The sequence below is a fragment of the Thioclava sp. ES.031 genome (assembly GCF_002563775.1).
Lineage (GTDB): Bacteria > Pseudomonadota > Alphaproteobacteria > Rhodobacterales > Rhodobacteraceae > Thioclava.
Genome location: NZ_PDJO01000001.1, coordinates 1138165 through 1155201 on the forward strand (window position 1 = coordinate 1138165; position 17037 = coordinate 1155201).

Sequence of the window (17037 nt, forward strand, 5' to 3'; positions counted from 1 at the left end):
AGGGAGGGGCGAAGGGAAGTTATTCGCCAAAATTCACGACAGGAAATTGCGTCGCAGGGGGCGGACAATGGCGCTCTCTTGCGCTCAAGGCACGAGAGAAAGGCGGTTATCCGAACTGCCGCAGCGCCCAGAGGATCGCCACACCCGTCGCCAGAGCCGCAAGGCCAAGGGCGCGACGTTGGCCCGCCGACATGGCGCGCAGCATATCCAGCGCCTCCTCGATGCGAGAAGGGGCCAGCGCAAGCGCCAGCCCCTCGATCACAAGGACCAGTCCCAGACCGGTCAAAAGCATCGCCATCACTGGCCGACCTGGCTCGCCGATGCACTGCCCCGGCCTGCACCGGTTTCGGGCCCCGGGTTCTCCCCGATCGAGCGCAGGAAGCGCCCGTAATCGAAGTAGAGGCTGTCGGGCTGCGTCACCAGCGACGAGGTCTGCGTCTTCATCGATTGCGCGTAGAATTGCAGCGCGCGCACGAATGCGAAGAACTGGCGATCCTTGCCGTAAGCATCCGCATAGACCTTGTTGGCCTGCGCATCGGCTTCACCGCGCACGATCTCGGCCTGTTTCTTGGCCTCGGATGTGACCTCGACCGCGGTACGGTCGGCGGTTGCGCGGATGCGCTGTGCGGCCTCGGCGCCGCGGGCGCGCTCGTCGGCGGCCTCGCGTTCACGCTCTGCCCGCATCCGGCCATAGGTGGAGGCGAGGTTCTGCTCGGGCAGATCGGTGCGCGTCAGACGCACGTCGATCACGTCCACGCCCAGCGACAGCGCCTCGCGCCTTGCCAGATCGCGGATGCGGTTCATCAGCGGCGTCCGGTCATCCGACAGCACAGCCGTCGAGGGGACCGAGCCCAGAACTTCGCGGATCGCGTTATTCAGGATGCCGTCGATGCGGCTCTTTGCGGTCGTCTCACCACCCGCGCCAACGGCTTCGCGGAATTTCACCGCGTCGACGATGCGCCAGCGGGCGAAGGCGTCGACCACGAGACGACGGTCGTCCTCGGGCGTGACTTCGAGCGGCTGCGTGGTCAGGCTCAGGATGCGGTCATCGTATTTCACGATGGTGTCCACGACCGGAATCTTGAACCCGAGACCGGGCTCCGTCTTCACCTGCTGCACCTCACCGAAGCGCAGCACGAGGGCCTTTTCACGCTCGTCCACCACGAAGACCGAATTCAGTCCGAGGAAGATGAGAACAACGAGAACGGCAATTGCGATAGGTCCGCGCATCAGTTGCTTCCTCCCGTGTTAGCGGTCGAGTTGGTTGTGCTGGACGACGAGCTGGAGTTCTTGCGCAGCTGATCCAGCGGCAGATAGGGCACGACCCCGCCAGCGCCGTCTTTGGTATCCACGACGACCTTGTCGACGTCTTGAAGCAGCTTGCCCATGGTTTCGTAGAACATCCGGCGCTTGGTCACTTCGGGCGCTTTCTCGTATTCCGTGAGGATCGAGTTGAAGCGCGCGGCGGCACCTTCGGCGGCGTTCACGATCTGCGCACGGTAGCCTTCGGCCTCTTCCTTGACCTGAGCGGCCTCACCGCGAGCGCCTGCCGTCACCTTGTTGGCATAGGCGTCGGCTTCCTTCTCGAGGCGGTCCCGCTCCTGCTGGGCGGCCTGCACTTCGCGGAAGCTGTCGATCACTTCGCGCGGCGGGTCGGCACGGTTGAAGTTCACACGGACGATGTTGATGCCCGCATCATAGCTGTCGAGCGTCTTCTGCACTGCGGTGCGCAGATCGGCGGCAATCTCGCCACGTGCGGTCGACAGGATCGGCGCGAGGTTCGAACGTGCGATGATGTCGCGCATCGCGGATTCCGACACCGCGCGGATCGTGTCCTGCGGATCGCCGAGGTTGAACAGGTATTTCGCCGGATCGCTGATGTTCCAGACCACCTGGAATTCGAGATCGACGATGTTCTGGTCGCCCGTCAGCATCAGGCCGGTATCGTTCGTGCCTGCGCGGCCCGAGCCGATATCGACGGTCTGTTCGCGCGTCACCGGAACCTTGGAATAGGTGATGATGGGCCACGGCGCGAGGTTCAGACCGGGGCCTTTGGTCTCATAATAGCGACCGAACATCAGTTCCACCGACCGCTCTTCCGGGTTCACCTTGTAGAGCGAGGAGCCGAGCCAGATCGCAACCACGGCCACAAGGCCGATGACGATGGCGGACTTGATCGGGAACGGGCTTTTGCCGCCTCCGCCGCCATTGGGACGGTTGGGACGATTGCCGCCCCCTTTGCCGCCCATCAGCACGCGGAGCTGCTCGGAGCCCTTGCGCATGAATTCCTCGATTTCCGGGATTTGCGCGCCCTCGCCGGGACGTCGCTGACCGGGACGCTTGTCTTCGCGGTCGTCGTCGCGGTCATCGCCGCCACCGCCTCCGCCGCCCCAGGGGCCTCCGTTGCTCATATGCTCCTCACCTTTCCGTTATCTTGTCGGACAGTTGGGTATCTTTTCCGTGATTTCAATAATGTCTTACAGGGTTCCGCATGGTCACGAGCTCTTCGCCCATGGTCGGGTGGACCGCGCAAGTCGCGTCGAACTGTTCCTTGGTTGCCCCCATTTTGACGGCGATACCGACCATTTGGATCAATTCGCCCGCTTCGGGGGCCACAATATGGCATCCCAGCACGCAGCGCGTCTCGCGGCAAACGATCAATTTCATCAGCACCCGCGCGTCGGAGCCTGCAAAGCCCGAGCGCATCGGCCGGAAGCTCGAGACGTAGACCTCGGCATTGCCGCGTTCCTCGGCCTCTTCCTCGGTGATGCCGACGGTGCCGAATTCGGGCTGGGTGAAGACGGCCGAGGCCACCAGCTCATGATCGGAGGGGCGGGCATTGGCGCCGAAGACGGTATCGGCGAAGGCGTGGCCCTCGCGGATCGCGACCGGGGTCAGGTTGATGCGGTCGGTCACGTCGCCCACCGCGAAGATCGAGGGCACGTTGGTCTGCGACCATTCGTCGACCATGACCTCGCCGCGCTCGCCCAGCTCCACGCCCGCGGTCTCGAGGCCGAGCCCTTCGGTGTTCGGCGTGCGGCCCGTCGCGTAGAGCACCGCGTCGAACTCGTCCTCGCGCCCGTCGCCGCAGGTGACTTTCAGGCAGTTCTCGGTCTTCTCGATCTCGGTGATCACGACATGGGTGTGAATGTCGATGCCGCTCGCCTGCATCTGATCCACGATCAGGTCGCGCGCCTCGCCATCGAAGCCGCGCAGCAGGGGCGAGCGGTTATATTGCGTGACCTGAACGCCCAGGCCGTTGAGGATGCAGGCGAATTCGCAGGCGATATAGCCGCCGCCGACGATCAGGATGCGTTCGGGCAGGGTGTCGAGCTTGAAGATGTCGTTCGAGGTCATCACCAGCTCGCAGCCCGGGAATTCGGGCACGAAGGGCCGTCCGCCGACCGCGACGAGGATATGCTTGGCCGAGATTTTCGTGCCATCGGCCAGCGTGATCTCATGCGGGCCCGACACGGTGGCGCGCTGGTCGAAGACCTTCACGCCCGCGTTTTCCTGCCCCTTGCGATAGATCGCTTCGAGCCGGTCAAGCTCCGCATCCAGCTTGCCACGGAAGCCGGGCCAGTCGAACTGACCCGCATCCGCGCTCCATCCATAGGCGCGGGCCTCTTCGATGGCCGCCGGCGCGGTGGAGGCGAAGACCATCAGTTTCTTCGGGACGCAGCCGCGGATCACGCAGGTGCCGCCCATCCGGTATTCCTCGGCCAGTGCGACGCGCGCGCCATGGCCCGAGGCAATCCGAGCCGCGCGCACCCCGCCCGAGCCACCGCCAATGACGAAAAGGTCGTAGTCGAAGCTCATGGGGGCGCCTTCCTTCCTGATATTCCTTGCGTCTTGGCTTAGCGGTCCATGCGCTCAGGAGCAAGGCGGGGACGGAAAGACGCGCGCAAGGCGGGGATGCGTCACAGCGTTGCATCCCCGAGGCGCGCGCCCTGCGCGAAGATCAGTCCATATCGCGGAAGATGTTCTCGTCCTCGGCGAACTCGATGGTCTCATTGGCCACCGTGCCCTCGTTGATGTCACGGATTTCGACCTTGCCGTCGGTGCCGCCGATGATGACCTTGTCGCAGATGTCGATGAACAGGCCATTCTCGACCACGCCGGGAATCTGGTTCAGCACCAGCGCCAGCTGACGCGGGTTGCCGATGCGGTTGAGATGCAGATCGACGATGTAATTGCCTTCATCGGTCACGAAGGGCTGCTGGCCGTTCAGGCGCAGCGAGGTCTGGCGGCCCATCACGTCCATCGAGTCGAGCAGTTCCTCGATCAGCGCGCGGGTGACCTGCCAGCCGAAGGGCACGACCTCCACGGGCAGGGGGAAGGCGCCCAGATGGTTCACTTCCTTCGAGGCGTCGGTGATGACGATCATCTGATCGGACGCGGTGGCCACGATCTTTTCCTGCAGCAGCGCGCCGCCGCCACCCTTCACCAGGTTCAGATCGGGGTCGAATTCGTCCGCCCCGTCGATCGTGATATCGAGCCATTTCGCTTCGTCGAGCGCCACGACCTTGATGCCGACCTGACGGGCGAGATCAGCGGTGCGCGTCGAGGTGGGCACCCCGATCAGTTGCAGCCCTTCGTCGCGGATACGCTCGCCAAGGCAGCGCACCATCCATGCGGCTGTCGAGCCGGTGCCGAGGCCCACACGCATCCCGTCTTCAATGAGGTCAACGGCACGGCGGGCGGCGGCGAATTTCGCCTTGTCGATCGGGGAGAGGTCGGCAGCCATTTGGCGCTCCATTCATGGGCAGTCTGAGTTGCCGACGCTTATAGGCAATCAAGGGCGCTCAGGCGAGGGCTTTGTCAGTCTGTGTTCATCGCAGGAGGAATTGTCGCATCCCGCCCGCTTGCTTGGCGTGGCGTCGCGCCTGCCCCGGGGGCAGGATCGGACGCGCGGGCTGGGTAAGCAGCGGGTTCTCCGCCATCAGCGCGCGCAGCCGCGCGGCCTCTTGCGGGCCGACCCCGCGCAGCGCCATCGGGCCGGGCAGGAGGCTTTCGACCGCGGCTCCGTCCGCAAAGACGATCTCATGCGCCTCGAACAGCAGATGCAGCCATTCGATGCGCGGACGCAGTGCCCGCGCGATCCCCGGCAGGTCGAGCAGCCCCTTGGCCGGAATCAGAAGCTCCCGCCCGCCAAGGACGCCCGCGCGGCTGCGAACCAGCAGCCGGTGTTGGGCCGAGACTTCAAAGGCGCGGTCATTGCCAAGCGCGCCTTTCGCGACGCGGATCGGCGCGTTCTCGTCGCGCCCGGTCATCCGCCAGCGGCCAGTCCAGATCAATTCGCGATAGCCGTTATCGGCGGTCTGCACTTTCATGCCGGGGCGCAGATCCTCCACCGCGACGGGGCCTTGCTTGGTCGCGATCCGGGTGCCGCGGGCGAAACAGACCGCAAGATCGGCATAGGGAATGACCGGATCGTTGCTGTCGATTGCGACGATGTCGTAGGTTTGCCCCGCGAAAAGACGCTCGGACGAGGCGATGCCATGCACGTCGCCCTCGAATTCGAGCACGAAGATCGTGATATTGTCGGCCGGATCGGAGGAGCCCGTCGGACGGATGACATAGCTGTATTCGATTTCGACATCGCCCGCCGCACCTGCGCCCCAGGCGATGCCGTCGAATGTCGTGGGTAGGGTGAGTTCCTGCGAGCCGTCGGCATCTTCGAGATTGGCGTCGTCATCGGTCAGATCGATCATCTGCACCGCAGCGTCAGCCTCGATCGTGAAGCTGGTCGCACCCACCGCGTCGGAATTCGCCGACGCGTTCGACCCGAACGGGTCCGGACCCGATACGATCAGGTCCGAAAATTGCCATGCACCGAAAATCGGCATCGTGCCCACCACAGCCTTTCGCCGCTCAGGCTGCGCGATAATCCTGAATATCGCGTCAACGATGTTGCTTTTGCGCATGCCGGGGTCGTTTTGGGGCTGTTGATCCGGGGGCGAACACGGCAGTCTGGGCGAAAATCAGGGCAGGGAGGTCGCATGTTTCTGAGCGTCTTCGATATCTTCAAGATCGGCGTCGGGCCGTCCTCGTCGCATACGATGGGGCCGATGGTGGCGGGCGCGCGGTTTCTCGACGCGCTCCGGGCCTCGCCTTTCACCGCGCATGGGGTGCGGGTGCGCCTGCACGGCTCGCTCGCTTTTACCGGCAAGGGGCATGCGACGGATCGGGCGGCGATCCTCGGGCTCGCGGGCGTGGTGCCCGAGAGCTACGACAACGATCTGGCCGAGAAATTGCTGGCCGCGAATGCGCGCGACCATCTGTTGAAGCCTGATGGGCTGCCGCCTTTGGTCTTCGACCCCGAGGCCGATCTGATCTTCGACTACGACACGTCGCTGCCCGGCCATGCGAATGGCATGGTGATCGAGGCGCGCGACGCGCAGGGCGACGTGTTGATGCACGAGGTCTATTACTCGATCGGCGGCGGTTTCGTGCGCACCGAGGCCGAACTGGCCGCCGTCGACGATGCCGCCCGCGACGCGCCGAGCCCGGTGCCGTTCCCCTTCAAGACCGCCGAAGAGATGCTGGCGATGGCCCATGCCTCGGGGCAGAGCATCGCGCAGATGAAGCGGCGCAACGAGGCGCGCTTCCGCGGCCCGAAGGAAATCGACGAAGGTCTCGAGAAAATCTGGATCACGATGCGCGATTGCATGGAGCGCGGTTTGACCAGCGAGGGCGAGTTGCCCGGCGGGTTGCGCGTGAAGCGCCGCGCCAAGGCGATCCACGAGAGCCTGAAGGCGGATTGGGGCCAGAACCTCGCGCCGCCGCATCAGATCAATGACTGGATCTCGGCCTATGCAATGGCGGTGAACGAGGAAAACGCCGCCGGTGGGCAGGTCGTCACCGCGCCCACGAACGGGGCGGCGGGCGTCATGCCTTCGGTGATCCGATATTGGCTGGATCATGTGCAGTCGGCCTCTTCCGCGAAGATCCCCGATTTTCTGCTGACGGCGGCGGCGGTTGGCGGGCTGATCAAGACCAACGCCTCGATCTCGGGGGCGGAATGCGGCTGTCAGGCCGAGGTCGGATCGGCAGCGGCGATGGCGGCGGCGGGACTGGCCGCTGTACTGGGCGGGAGCCCTGAGCAGATCGAGAACGCGGCCGAAATCGCACTGGAGCATCACCTCGGCATGACCTGCGATCCGGTGAAAGGGCTGGTGCAGGTGCCCTGTATCGAGCGCAACGGTCTGGGCGCGATCAAGGCGGTGTCGGCGGCGTCGCTGGCGCTGCGCGGGGACGGCACGCATTTCGTGCCGCTGGACGCGGCAATCGAGACGATGCGCCAGACGGGCCGCGACATGCACGAGCATTACAAGGAGACGAGCCTCGGCGGCTTGGCGGTGAACGTGCCGAATTGCTGAGGAAGAGACGCCGCGCGCAGATGCCCCCCGCCCGGGGCGACCGGCCCCGGGCAGCGCCCATTCGTCGGGCTTACGCCGCGCCACTGGCGCGACGGTCCCACTTCATTCCCCCCGGGAGGGCGCTTTTGCATCGTCATCGCGCGCACGGGCGTCAGTCGGATGTGGCTCGATAAAGTGCAAACCACTTTTCGTGCAATTGCGCCCACCCGAAGTCGGGCGCTGCCCTCGCGGCGCGATGCGCGCCCTCAAAACGCGCGCCCCCTTGACTTTTCCCCGGATCACGCGCATTTAGCCCACATCGCCGCGCTGCCGCGTGAGCAAGCCGCGCCCGAGAGAGGCGCATCGGCGATACCTCCCGAGTTCCCATTCACGCAGGGTTCTGACACGCAAGACCGGACCACGCGGGAAACGCCCGCCTGTCCCGAGGTCTGCGTCAACCTGCGCTCCGGACAATCCCGTCCGGGCTGATCGCCGTGCGCATCCCCGCGTCGGGAGCCTCGGCCATAAAGGATAGGCATTGTCCGATTTCTCTTCGCTGGGGCTCTCCCCGGCCATTCTCAAGTCGCTCGCACGCGCAAAATTCACCCAGCCGACCCCGATTCAGGAAAAGGCGATCCCGCTGGTTCTTGCGGGCCATGACGTGCTGGGCCTCGCCCAGACCGGCACCGGCAAAACGCTGGCCTTCGGCCTGCCGCTCATCGACAAGCTGATGGCGCAGCCGGGCAAACCCTCGCCCAAGACCTGCAAGGCACTGATCCTCGCGCCGACCCGCGAGCTGGTGAACCAGATCTCCGATAACCTCGCGGGGCTCGTTCAGGGCACCAAGATGAATGTCGCGACGGTCGTCGGCGGCCAGTCGATCAACCGCCAGATCACCCAGATGCATCGCGGCAACGACATTCTCGTCGCGACCCCGGGCCGTCTGATCGACCTGATGGATCGTGGCGCGGTCGACCTGCGCTACACCCGCCATCTGGTGCTCGACGAGGCCGACCAAATGCTCGACCTCGGCTTCATCCACGCGCTGCGCAAGATCGCCCCGCGTCTGGGCACCCCGCGCCAGACGCTGCTGTTCTCGGCCACGATGCCGAAGCAGATGGAGGAGATATCGCAGGCCTACCTTACCGATCCCAAGCGCGTGCAGGTCTCGCCCCCCGGCAAGGCCGCCGACAAGATCACCCAGTCGGTGCACTTCCTCGACTCCAAGGCCGAGAAGGCCCGCAAGCTGCGCGATATTCTCTCGGCCGATATGGGTGCGCTGACGCTCGTCTTCGCCCGCACCAAGCATGGCGCGGAAAAGCTGATGAAGAGCCTGCGCGCCGACGGCTACAACGCGGAATCGATCCACGGCAACAAGAGCCAAGGCCAGCGTGACCGCGCAATCAAGGGCTTCCGCGATGGCAAGGTCAACGTGCTGGTCGCGACCGACGTGGCCGCGCGCGGGATCGACATTCCGGGCGTGTCCTATGTCGTGAACTTCGACTTGCCCGACGTGCCGGACGCCTATGTCCACCGCATCGGGCGCACCGCGCGTGCCGGTCGCGAGGGCGAGGCGATCGCCTTCTGCGCCCCCGATGAGGCGGATAACTTCCTGCAGATCGAAAAGCTGATGAAGATCGAGATCCCGACCGCGAGCGGCGAACGCCCGTCCGAGGCCGTGCGCCCGTCTGCCCGCGCAGCCCGTGGCCGCGGTCGCGGCGGTCCGCGCGGTGGCAACAAAGGTCGCGGCGGCAAGCCTCAGGGCAAACCGCAGGGGCAGGGGCAGCCGCAAGGTCAGGCTCGCGCCCAAGCTCAGTCCAAACCGCGCGGCGAGGCCAAGCCCAAGGTCGATGCCGGCGGCAACGCCACGCCGAAGCGGCGTCGCCCGCGCCGGCGCAATGCAGCCGCTGCGAGCGCGTAAATTTGGAAAGGCCGCGTCGAGGGACGCGGCCTTTTTCTTTGGCCTAATCTTCTTCGATCAAGGCGGCTGAGCGACGTATTCCGCGGATGAAATTACCCCGAGCCGGATGCTTGCCTCATAAGCCAAAGTTATTTGGAAAAACGCCTCGCTCCGCGCGCTTTTCATTGGTCCGTTTCGGCGCTCCGTCGTATCGATAAGCGGAACGGAGATTCCGTGGCGTCAATGGGGAGACGTATGACCATGTCAAACGCGCGGCAGGTTACACACCGCTTGAGCATGATGCTCGGTGTTTTGGTCTTGGTCGGCCTATGCGCGAATGTAATCGGCTGGGCCACTGACAATCAGGCCCTTGTGCGTTGGGGTATGGACGGCGCAGCCATGATGCCCAGCACCGCAGCGAGCCTCGGTCTCCTGTTTATGGCAGCCCTGATCCTGCTCGGGCAGACCGCGAACCGCCGCCTTGCCCGGATTTGCGCCCTCTGCGCCGCGACGATTGCGAGCGGCAATCTCGCATTCGAATTAACGGGGCTGTCCGATCTCGATCATTTTCTGTCGAACCGCGCGCCCGGTGATCGGATGTCGATCAGCACGATCTTCGGCATCCTGCTTGGTGCCGTGATCATTCTTGAGCTCGCGCATCCCCTGCTTGGTCACAGCGAATTGCCGCTGACTTTGGCGATGTCGGGGCTGGTGAGCATCCTCGCGATCTTCGGTATCCACAATTTCCAACAGGGAAGTCAGGCAGGCACCGATTTTCTCGAGGCCATGTCGCTTTATACGGCAGTCTCTTTCGTGCTGCTCTTCGTGATTTTCCTCGTCATGGCGTCGCGCTCGGAATAAGGCCGTCACCTTTCGGGCGTCACCCCACCGCCGCAGCGCATTCGCCGCGCTCGGATATCCGCAGCCATCATCTGCACCGCTTCAGTGTCATGTCCAGCGTGGCAGTGAAGCCTTTCGCGGAGAAGCCGAATACGCCCACTTTCGGAATTGAGACGCTGAAACTCGCTTTCCCGCCTGTGGCTTCAAGGCGTTTCAGGGCGTTGATCGCAAGCTTGTCATCGCGCTGGTCAAGCCAGGCATATTGTCCGGTCGAGCGCAGGCGGAATGTGCTCTTTCCGATCGTATGGTCATTCCGCCAGAGCGGGGCAGCCGTCGGTCGGCATAGACGGACAGTTCCGGTTGCCTCCCCGAATGCCTGGTCACCGCGACATAGAGAAGCGAGCCGTTCAGCAGAACCCGCCGATCGTTTGCCGTCGCCGTCCAGCAGGTCTTCATGGAGCCGCTTCTCTCTTCGAAGACACTCCACGTCCCGACGTGGCCGATGCTATCGGCGGCATAGGCTGGTGCGAGCGCACCGAAGGCGACCAAGGCTGCGCAGGTCAGTGCTTTGAGAAGACGGTTCATGCGTGTTCCCCCCGACCAACGTAATTTACCTCGTCCCTTCGGGGACAAGGTAAAAATAGCATATTTGTGGTCACTTGCGGTTACTTATGTGCCGGGGCGCCCATCGGGAGAACTGGTGTTCTCGCGGCTTGGAGGCTCACCCGACCTCGGCGAACACCTTCTTCAGCGCCGTTTCCAGCTTCTCGAACATCTCGTCCATCTGCGCTTCCGTCAGGATGAACGGCGGACACAGCACCACCGATTGCCCCAAGGGTCGGCAGATCAGCCCCTGATCGGTGCAGGCATTGGCGATGCGTTCCGAGACCGAGAGCGACCCGTCGAAGGGCGTCTTGGTCTCGCGGTCCTTCACTGCTTCCAGCGCCCACATGTAGCCCACGCCGCGCAGCTCGCCGATATTGGGGTTCTGCGCGATCTGGGCGAGGCCCGCTTCGAGCCGCGGGCTCAGGCGGCGGACACTCTCGGCCAGCCCCTCGTTCATCACCACGTCGATGGCCTTCAGCGCAATCGCGCAGCCGACCGGGTGGCCCGAGGCGGTGAAGCCATGGGGGAATTCCTCGATCGCCTCGGAGGCCGCCTGCAGGCGGTCCGACAATTCCGGGCCGAGGATCACCGCGCCCATCGGGAAGAAGCCGGCGGTGAGGTTCTTCGACGAGATGATCGCGTCGGGCTGGAACTCATAGGTCTCGCAGCCCCAAGTGTTTCCGGTGCGTCCGAAGCCGCAGATCACCTCGTCCGAGATCAGCGGGATGTCGTATTTCTTCAGGATTTTCGACACGGCCTGGAAATAGCCCTTCGGCGGCGTGATCACCCCGCCCGCGCCCATCACCGGCTCGGCGAAGAAGCCCGCTATCGTGTCCGCGCCTTCCTTGATGATCGTCGCTTCCAGCTCATTGGCGAGGCGCTGGGTGAATTGCTCTTCCGTCTCGCCGGGCTGCCCCTCGCGCCAGAAATGCGGGCAGGTGAGGTGCAGGAAGCCCGGCAGCGGCAGGCCGAAGACCGAATTATAGGGCTTGCCGGTCATCGAAGCGGAAACGGCGGTGACCCCGTGATAGGCGTTCTTACGGGTCAGGATCTTTCGCTTCTGCGGCTTGCCCTCGGCCCCATGCAGAAACCACAGCATCTTGACCATCGTGTCATTCGCCTCGGAGCCGGAGTTGGTGTAGAACACCTTGCCGTCCGCGAAGGGCGAGACTTCGATCAGCTTCTCGGACAGCATCACCGTCTGATCCGACATCCGCCCGAAGAAGGCGTGATAGCCGGGGAAGCGCGCATATTGCGCCTGCGCCGCTTCGATCAGACCGGGATGGTCGAACCCCGCGACCATGTTCCAGAGCCCCGAATTCGCATCGAGATATTTCCGCCCCTCGGTGTCGAAGATGTAGGGGCCCTCGCCATGGGTCACGACGACCGCGCCGCGGTCATGGATCGTGGGCAGATCGGTGAAACCGTAGAAGCTATGCGCATCGGCGCGGGCCTGCCAGCTTTGGTCTTTCATCTCGCGACTCCTCCGGGATGGGCGATGGATGAAAGCGAGGCTATCCGCGGCGCGGGCGGCGTCAATGGTCCGCGATGTCCCAGGATGTCGCATGGCTTGCGCGCCGGGGCGGGGCAGGGCAGTCTGCGCCACAACCCTTACCGCCTCCCCGATCACGGAGCCTCCCATGCCCGCCGCCCATCCCCGCATCAGCCTTTGGGCGGTCGAGGTCTTCGTGGCCACGGCGGAAGAAGGCGCGACCACCGCCGCCGCGCGCCGTCTGGGCGTCTCGGCCTCGGCGGTCAGCCAGCAGCTTGCGGGTCTGGAGGGCGCTTTGGGCGCGGAGCTTGTGGACCGCTCGGCGCGGCCTTTCGCTTTGACGGCTGCCGGGCGGGCCTTCTTGCCTCATGCCGAGGCGATGCTGGACGAATTGGCCCGCGGTCGCGCCGGGGTGGGGCAAGCCGATCCGGCGGGGCTCACGAGTTTCCGGCTCGGCATGATCGAGGATTTCGAGGCCGAGGTGACGCCGCTTCTGCTGGCGGGCATGGCCGACGAGCTCAGCACCTGCCGGTTCGAGCTGGAAACCGGGCCGAGCCACCGGCTGCTGTCGAAGCTCGAAGCGCGGGGTCTGGATGTCGCCGTCGCCGCCGAGCCGCAGGGCGCGGCGCTCGACGGGATCGAGCTGCACCCGCTTCTGACCGAACCATTCCTCGCCATTCATCCCACCGATGCACCTGCGAAAAGCGGTGCGCCGCTGCCGCTGATCCACTATTCCCAGCGCACGCTGATGGGGCGCCAGATCGCCGCGCATCTCGCGCAAACGGGCAACGCGCCGCCGCATCAACTGGAACTCGACAGCTATCCTGCGATCCTCGCGCTTGTCGCGGCGGGGCGGGGTTGGACGATCCTGACGCCCTCGGCGGTGCGTCATGCGCCGCGCGCGGGGCTGGCGCTCTCGCCGCTCGAGGGGCCGCCTCTGACCAGGCGCATCGTGCTGGCGGCGCGCGACGGGATGATGGCGGATTGGCCCGCGAAAGTGGCCGCCCGGTTGCGGGCGCTGCTGCAAGAACGCGTGGTCGAACCGGCTCTGGCGGAAGCGCCGTGGCTGGATGAGACGTTGCGGGTTGAAGAAGGCTAGCGCCTCAGCCGATCCCCAGACCTTCCAGCGCGGCGGAGAGGTTCTCGCGCGGCAGCATCATCAGGGCGGGCCCCTCCAGCATGATCCGTACAGGCCCCGTCGCCCGGTTCGACGTGCCGACCCGTTCGGCGGGCGTGAAGCCGATCCCGTCCAGCGGCCATTGCAGCCCTTCCGATCGCGCTTTTACCTCGCCGAATGGAAACAAAGAGACCCGCGTGCCTTCCGTCACATCCAGCGAGAGGGACGGCGGGCAGCGGAAGATCACCTCTTCCTCGGCCAGCATCACGACCCGGTGCGGCGTGCGGATCAGGTCGGTCATCGCGGCCAGCGTGTGATCCAGCCGCATCCCGGTAAAGCCGAGCGCCAGGATGAACGGCGCCTTGATGCGTTGCAGGCATTTCGCGAAATCGGTGCTGTCCTGCTCGGCCACCGGATGCACCCGCGGGCCAAGTGTGGCGCGCGCCGCATCCGACAGGGAATCGAGATCGCCGATCACCGCTTCGGGCTCGAGACCCATCGACAAGGCCCGATCTCCACCGCCATCGGCGGCCACGAGACAGGGGGCGATTGTCAACGCTTCGTCAACATCCGCATGGTTAACTGCGCCGGCGCCGAGAAGCGAAACCCCGGTTGACGAATGGACAATACTGCTAATCATGGGCTGATTGATGACGATTGTGGCAAAGAAAGACAATCGAGACCGGTAAAAAACCTTTCAAATGCCTTCTTTCGTCCACGCGAAAGAACCAGTTGGACAGGAATGTCGACGCATTGAGGTCCAATAGAAAGCGAGTGGTCCATGGTTGGTGCGAGCAAGATCCTGACCGTATCCTACGGCACCTTTTCGTGCACCTTGGAAGGATTTGATGAGCCTTTCAACACGATGAAGGCGATTGCGGAGTATTTCCGCGATCTGGCTGCCGACGACCGGTATTTCGGTGCAGAGCCGCCCCAGCCTGATGCGGAGATGCTTCACCGTATCGCAGAGCGCGAAATTCAGCGCCGGGTCGAAGCGAAAATTCAAGAAAACGGCGTTGTTCTGCGCCAGCAAGACACACTTCTGGGTGGCGAGGCTGCAGCAGACGAAGCGCCCGCGCCCGCTCAGGAAGAGCCGCTGGTGACGTCGGAAGCGCCGCAAGAAGCCGCGCCTGCCGCCGAAGCGCCCGCGCAGCCGGAGGTCGACGAGACGCCCGAGCCGGCAGCCGCGCCCGAGCCGGTCGCAGAGCAGCCCGCGCCCGAGATTCAATCCCAGCCCACCGAACCCGAAGCAGGCTTCGCGCAGCCGGAAACCGTCGCCGCCAAGCTGCAGCGCATCCGCGAAGCCGTAGCCCGCGCCCGCGAGGTTCAGGCCGACAGCTTCTCCGAAGAAGACGAACCGGTCTCCGCCCCCGAGGCGCTTCTGGGCCGCTTCGAGACGCAAGCCTCGAGCGAAGCGGAAGATTTCGGCTATGACCTCGACATTTCCGGCCCGCTAAGCGCCGAGGAAATCGAACCCGAAGCCTCCGAACCCACGCAGCCCGAGGCCGAAATGCCCGAGGCGGAGGTGGCAGAAGAAGAAGCGGTAGACGCCGCACTCGAACAGATTGCGGAAGAAAACGAAGAAGCGGCGGAAGTTGCTCGCGAAGACGAAGACGTCGTCACCGAGGAAGAGCCCGTCGCCGAAGCGGATGAGGCTGAAGCCGAAGACATCGCAGCAGCCGAAACCGTTGCCTCGGAAGAGGAGGTTGCCGACCAATCCGAAGCCGAAGCCGAAGCCGAAGCCGAAGCCGAAGCCGAAGCCGAAGCCGAAGCCGAAGCCGAAGCCGAAGTCGCGTTTGGCCCGACCGACGATCACATGCAGCGCCGTCAGGCAAGTCGCCGCGCGCGCCGTTCGGCGAAGCGTGCCAAGCGCATCGCAGCGCTCAAGGCCGCAGCCGAAGAACTCGGTGCGACCGAAGAGGAAACGGTCGAGCAGGCCGAGGGCCAAACCGAGGAGACCTCGGCTGACACCACCGTTGAGGCCGACGCGCCCGCCGCGCCGCGAATGCGCGCGCGTGTGATCAAGGTGCGCCGCCGCGGAACGATCGAAGCCGCCGCTGCGGAGGTTGCTGCGGACGCTTCGGAAGAGCTTCCGGCGCAGACCGGCGACGCGGTCACGGCAGACAGCGCAGAGGATCAGTCGATCCCGGTCGCCGAACAGGTCGAGGAAGACGCCGCGCAACAGGCGCCTGAAGTGGCTGCCGAAGCCGAGCAAGACGTCGAAGCCGAGGCCGAGCTGGAGGCAGAGGCCGAGGATGACGACCTCGCCGCACGTCTGGCTGCCGAGTTGAACGTCTCGTCGCAGGAGGCAAGCCCCGCTGCGGTCGCGTCGCAGGAAGAACAGCCTCAGGCGCAGGACGAAGGTGACCGCGACAGCCGTGGGCCGGGTCGCCTCTCGCCCGAGGCCGAAGCCGATCTCATGCGCGAACTCGCCGCGCTGCAGATGGAGAACCTCTTCACCGGCGCCGAGATCGAGACTGCTGACGAAGCCCCGGAAGAGGCGGTTGCGCAGGAAGATGTTTACGAAGATCTGGCGCTGCCCGATATCGACCTGTCCGATCTGGAAGACGAGTCGGTCGACGCGCCGCTGGTTCTGACGCAAGACGAGGCCGCCGCGCCCGAGGCGGAAGAGCCCGAAGCGGCCACCAAAGCCGCATCGCTCGACGCGCAAAACGTGCTGGTTCTGGGCAACGCGATCATCGCCGAAGAGACCGAAGCCGAAGCGTCGGAAGACGACACCGTGGCCGAAGCTGAGGCCGAGGTGGAGGATATCTCCGCCGACGTCTTCGCACCCGAATTTGAAGCCGAGGTCGCAGAAGAGACCGAAGCCGAGGACGCGGAAGCAGAGGCCGAAACCGTCGAGACCGCCGATGCGGAAGACACGGAAGAGGCGGAGGCCCCGACCGAGGTTGCCGCGCGCGAGGCCGCGTCGCTCTCCGCGGAGGGGACCGACCGCGAAGCCGAGGTGGATCGCCTTCTGGCCGAGGCCGACAAACAGGCCGAAGTCGTTGAAACCCGTCGCCGCTTCTCCGCGATCGCGCATCTCAAGGCCGCCGTCGCCGCCACCGTCGCGGATCGTCTGGCCAAGGGCCAGGACACCGCGAAAGGGGGCGTCGAGGATGAGGACGGGTCCGAGCCTTACCGTGCCGATCTGACCCAGGCCGTGCGCCCGCGCCGCCCGGTCAGCTCGGGCGAGACGGCATCGCGCCGTCCCGATCCGTTGCGCCCCGCGCCGCTGGTGCTGGTTTCCGAACAGCGCGTCGATGCGGAGGAAGCCTCTGATGTCGAGGAGGTCGAGCAGCCCGCCGCGCAGCCCGCTGCCGCGATCCGTCCGCGCCGTGTCTCGGCAGGTCAGTTCGCCGTTGCCCAAGGCGACGAATCCGAAGCCACGCCGATGAACCCCGAGCAGGCGACCAGCTTCGCCGAATTCGCGGAAAGCCTCGGCACGCAGGGCCTCTCCGATCTGCTGGAAGCCGCCGCCGCCTATACTTCGGCCGTGGAAGGGCGCCCGCATTTCTCGCCGCCGCAGATCATGCGCAAGCTGTCGGTCATGGACGATGCGGCTGACGTGCCGCGCGAAGAGCGGATGCGCGTCTTCGGTCGCCTGCTGCGCCAGGGCAAGATCACCAAGGTGAAGCGCGGCCAATACGCGATTACCGAAGCCTCGCGCTACTGGGACGAGGCGAAGATGGCCTCGGGGCAGTAACCCCGGCGACAGATC

The 17037-nt window shown here is 65.1% G+C and carries 14 protein-coding genes; 5 read left to right on the forward strand and 9 right to left on the reverse strand.

The window, feature by feature from the left end; genetic code table 11:
- Positions 1-106: 106 nt before the first annotated feature.
- The 6 genes from AXZ77_RS05580 to AXZ77_RS05605 form a co-directional block, all read right to left on the reverse strand.
- Positions 107-298: a DUF2065 family protein gene (locus AXZ77_RS05580; RefSeq protein ID WP_083079137.1), complete on the reverse strand. Its 192-nt coding sequence runs from the start codon at positions 296-298 to the stop codon at positions 107-109.
- On the reverse strand, positions 298-1230 hold the full coding sequence (hflC, locus tag AXZ77_RS05585; protein ID WP_083079136.1) for a protease modulator HflC: 933 nt from the start codon (positions 1228-1230) through the stop codon (positions 298-300). Before hflC ends, AXZ77_RS05580 begins: the two co-directional genes overlap by 1 nt.
- Entirely contained in the window at positions 1230-2411 is a 1182-nt protein-coding gene (gene hflK / locus AXZ77_RS05590; protein WP_098410374.1) for an FtsH protease activity modulator HflK, read from the reverse strand. The genes hflC and hflK overlap by 1 nt, the downstream gene beginning before the upstream one ends.
- 55 nt (positions 2412-2466) lie before the next feature.
- Complete coding sequence (gor, locus tag AXZ77_RS05595; protein WP_098410375.1) at positions 2467-3819, reverse strand: glutathione-disulfide reductase; 1353 nt, start codon at positions 3817-3819, stop codon at positions 2467-2469.
- A gap of 142 nt (positions 3820-3961) precedes the next feature.
- Positions 3962-4747 carry a ribose-5-phosphate isomerase RpiA gene (gene rpiA / locus AXZ77_RS05600; protein WP_098410376.1) on the reverse strand — a complete coding sequence of 262 codons (786 nt, stop codon included), beginning with the start codon at positions 4745-4747 and terminating at the stop codon, positions 3962-3964.
- Positions 4748-4832: 85 nt separating this feature from the next.
- Positions 4833-5849 carry a Hint domain-containing protein gene (locus AXZ77_RS05605; RefSeq protein WP_176535969.1) on the reverse strand — a complete coding sequence of 339 codons (1017 nt, stop codon included), beginning with the start codon at positions 5847-5849 and terminating at the stop codon, positions 4833-4835.
- 153 nt (positions 5850-6002) lie between these two features.
- Here AXZ77_RS05605 and AXZ77_RS05610 point away from each other — a divergent pair, with 153 nt between their 5' ends.
- From AXZ77_RS05610 to AXZ77_RS05620, 3 genes are all read left to right on the forward strand, one after another.
- Complete coding sequence (locus tag AXZ77_RS05610; protein WP_098410378.1) at positions 6003-7382, forward strand: L-serine ammonia-lyase; 1380 nt, start codon at positions 6003-6005, stop codon at positions 7380-7382.
- 517 nt (positions 7383-7899) lie between these two features.
- Positions 7900-9282 carry a DEAD/DEAH box helicase gene (locus AXZ77_RS05615; protein WP_098410379.1) on the forward strand — a complete coding sequence of 461 codons (1383 nt, stop codon included), beginning with the start codon at positions 7900-7902 and terminating at the stop codon, positions 9280-9282.
- A gap of 240 nt (positions 9283-9522) precedes the next feature.
- On the forward strand, positions 9523-10122 hold the full coding sequence (locus AXZ77_RS05620; protein ID WP_141536229.1) for a hypothetical protein: 600 nt from the start codon (positions 9523-9525) through the stop codon (positions 10120-10122).
- A 192-nt stretch (positions 10123-10314) separates the two neighbouring features.
- Here AXZ77_RS05620 and AXZ77_RS19295 read toward each other — a convergent pair whose 3' ends face one another.
- Both AXZ77_RS19295 and AXZ77_RS05625 read right to left on the reverse strand, forming a co-directional pair.
- Complete coding sequence (locus tag AXZ77_RS19295; protein ID WP_141536230.1) at positions 10315-10686, reverse strand: hypothetical protein; 372 nt, start codon at positions 10684-10686, stop codon at positions 10315-10317.
- A 136-nt stretch (positions 10687-10822) separates the two neighbouring features.
- Complete coding sequence (locus AXZ77_RS05625; protein WP_098410381.1) at positions 10823-12181, reverse strand: aminotransferase; 1359 nt, start codon at positions 12179-12181, stop codon at positions 10823-10825.
- 166 nt (positions 12182-12347) lie between these two features.
- Here AXZ77_RS05625 and AXZ77_RS05630 point away from each other — a divergent pair, with 166 nt between their 5' ends.
- Entirely contained in the window at positions 12348-13298 is a 951-nt protein-coding gene (locus AXZ77_RS05630) for a LysR family transcriptional regulator (RefSeq protein WP_098410382.1), read from the forward strand.
- 4 nt (positions 13299-13302) lie between these two features.
- Here the strand turns inward: AXZ77_RS05630 and AXZ77_RS05635 are convergent, their stop codons facing one another.
- Positions 13303-13956 (reverse strand): thiamine diphosphokinase, encoded by a 654-nt coding sequence (locus tag AXZ77_RS05635; RefSeq protein WP_098412448.1) that lies wholly within the window; start codon positions 13954-13956, stop codon positions 13303-13305.
- A gap of 141 nt (positions 13957-14097) precedes the next feature.
- Here AXZ77_RS05635 and AXZ77_RS19520 point away from each other — a divergent pair, with 141 nt between their 5' ends.
- Entirely contained in the window at positions 14098-17022 is a 2925-nt protein-coding gene (locus tag AXZ77_RS19520) for a hypothetical protein (RefSeq protein ID WP_176535970.1), read from the forward strand.
- The last annotated feature ends 15 nt before the right edge of the window (positions 17023-17037 follow it).

What these genes read in the sequence shown, in the direction of transcription:
- AXZ77_RS05580 (WP_083079137.1), bottom strand. Translation starts at nt 298, where the DNA reads ATGGCGATGCTTTTGACCGGTCTGGGACTGGTCCTTGTGATCGAGGGG.
- hflC (WP_083079136.1), bottom strand. Translation starts at nt 1,230, where the DNA reads ATGCGCGGACCTATCGCAATTGCCGTTCTCGTTGTTCTCATCTTCCTC.
- hflK (WP_098410374.1), bottom strand. Translation starts at nt 2,411, where the DNA reads ATGAGCAACGGAGGCCCCTGGGGCGGCGGAGGCGGTGGCGGCGATGAC.
- gor (WP_098410375.1), bottom strand. Translation starts at nt 3,819, where the DNA reads ATGAGCTTCGACTACGACCTTTTCGTCATTGGCGGTGGCTCGGGCGGG.
- rpiA (WP_098410376.1), bottom strand. Translation starts at nt 4,747, where the DNA reads ATGGCTGCCGACCTCTCCCCGATCGACAAGGCGAAATTCGCCGCCGCC.
- AXZ77_RS05605 (WP_176535969.1), bottom strand. Translation starts at nt 5,849, where the DNA reads ATGCCGATTTTCGGTGCATGGCAATTTTCGGACCTGATCGTATCGGGT.
- AXZ77_RS05610 (WP_098410378.1), top strand. Translation starts at nt 6,003, where the DNA reads ATGTTTCTGAGCGTCTTCGATATCTTCAAGATCGGCGTCGGGCCGTCC.
- AXZ77_RS05620 (WP_141536229.1), top strand. Translation starts at nt 9,523, where the DNA reads ATGTCAAACGCGCGGCAGGTTACACACCGCTTGAGCATGATGCTCGGT.
- AXZ77_RS19295 (WP_141536230.1), bottom strand. Translation starts at nt 10,686, where the DNA reads ATGAACCGTCTTCTCAAAGCACTGACCTGCGCAGCCTTGGTCGCCTTC.
- AXZ77_RS05625 (WP_098410381.1), bottom strand. Translation starts at nt 12,181, where the DNA reads ATGAAAGACCAAAGCTGGCAGGCCCGCGCCGATGCGCATAGCTTCTAC.
- AXZ77_RS05630 (WP_098410382.1), top strand. Translation starts at nt 12,348, where the DNA reads ATGCCCGCCGCCCATCCCCGCATCAGCCTTTGGGCGGTCGAGGTCTTC.
- AXZ77_RS05635 (WP_098412448.1), bottom strand. Translation starts at nt 13,956, where the DNA reads ATGATTAGCAGTATTGTCCATTCGTCAACCGGGGTTTCGCTTCTCGGC.
- AXZ77_RS19520 (WP_176535970.1), top strand. Translation starts at nt 14,098, where the DNA reads ATGGTTGGTGCGAGCAAGATCCTGACCGTATCCTACGGCACCTTTTCG.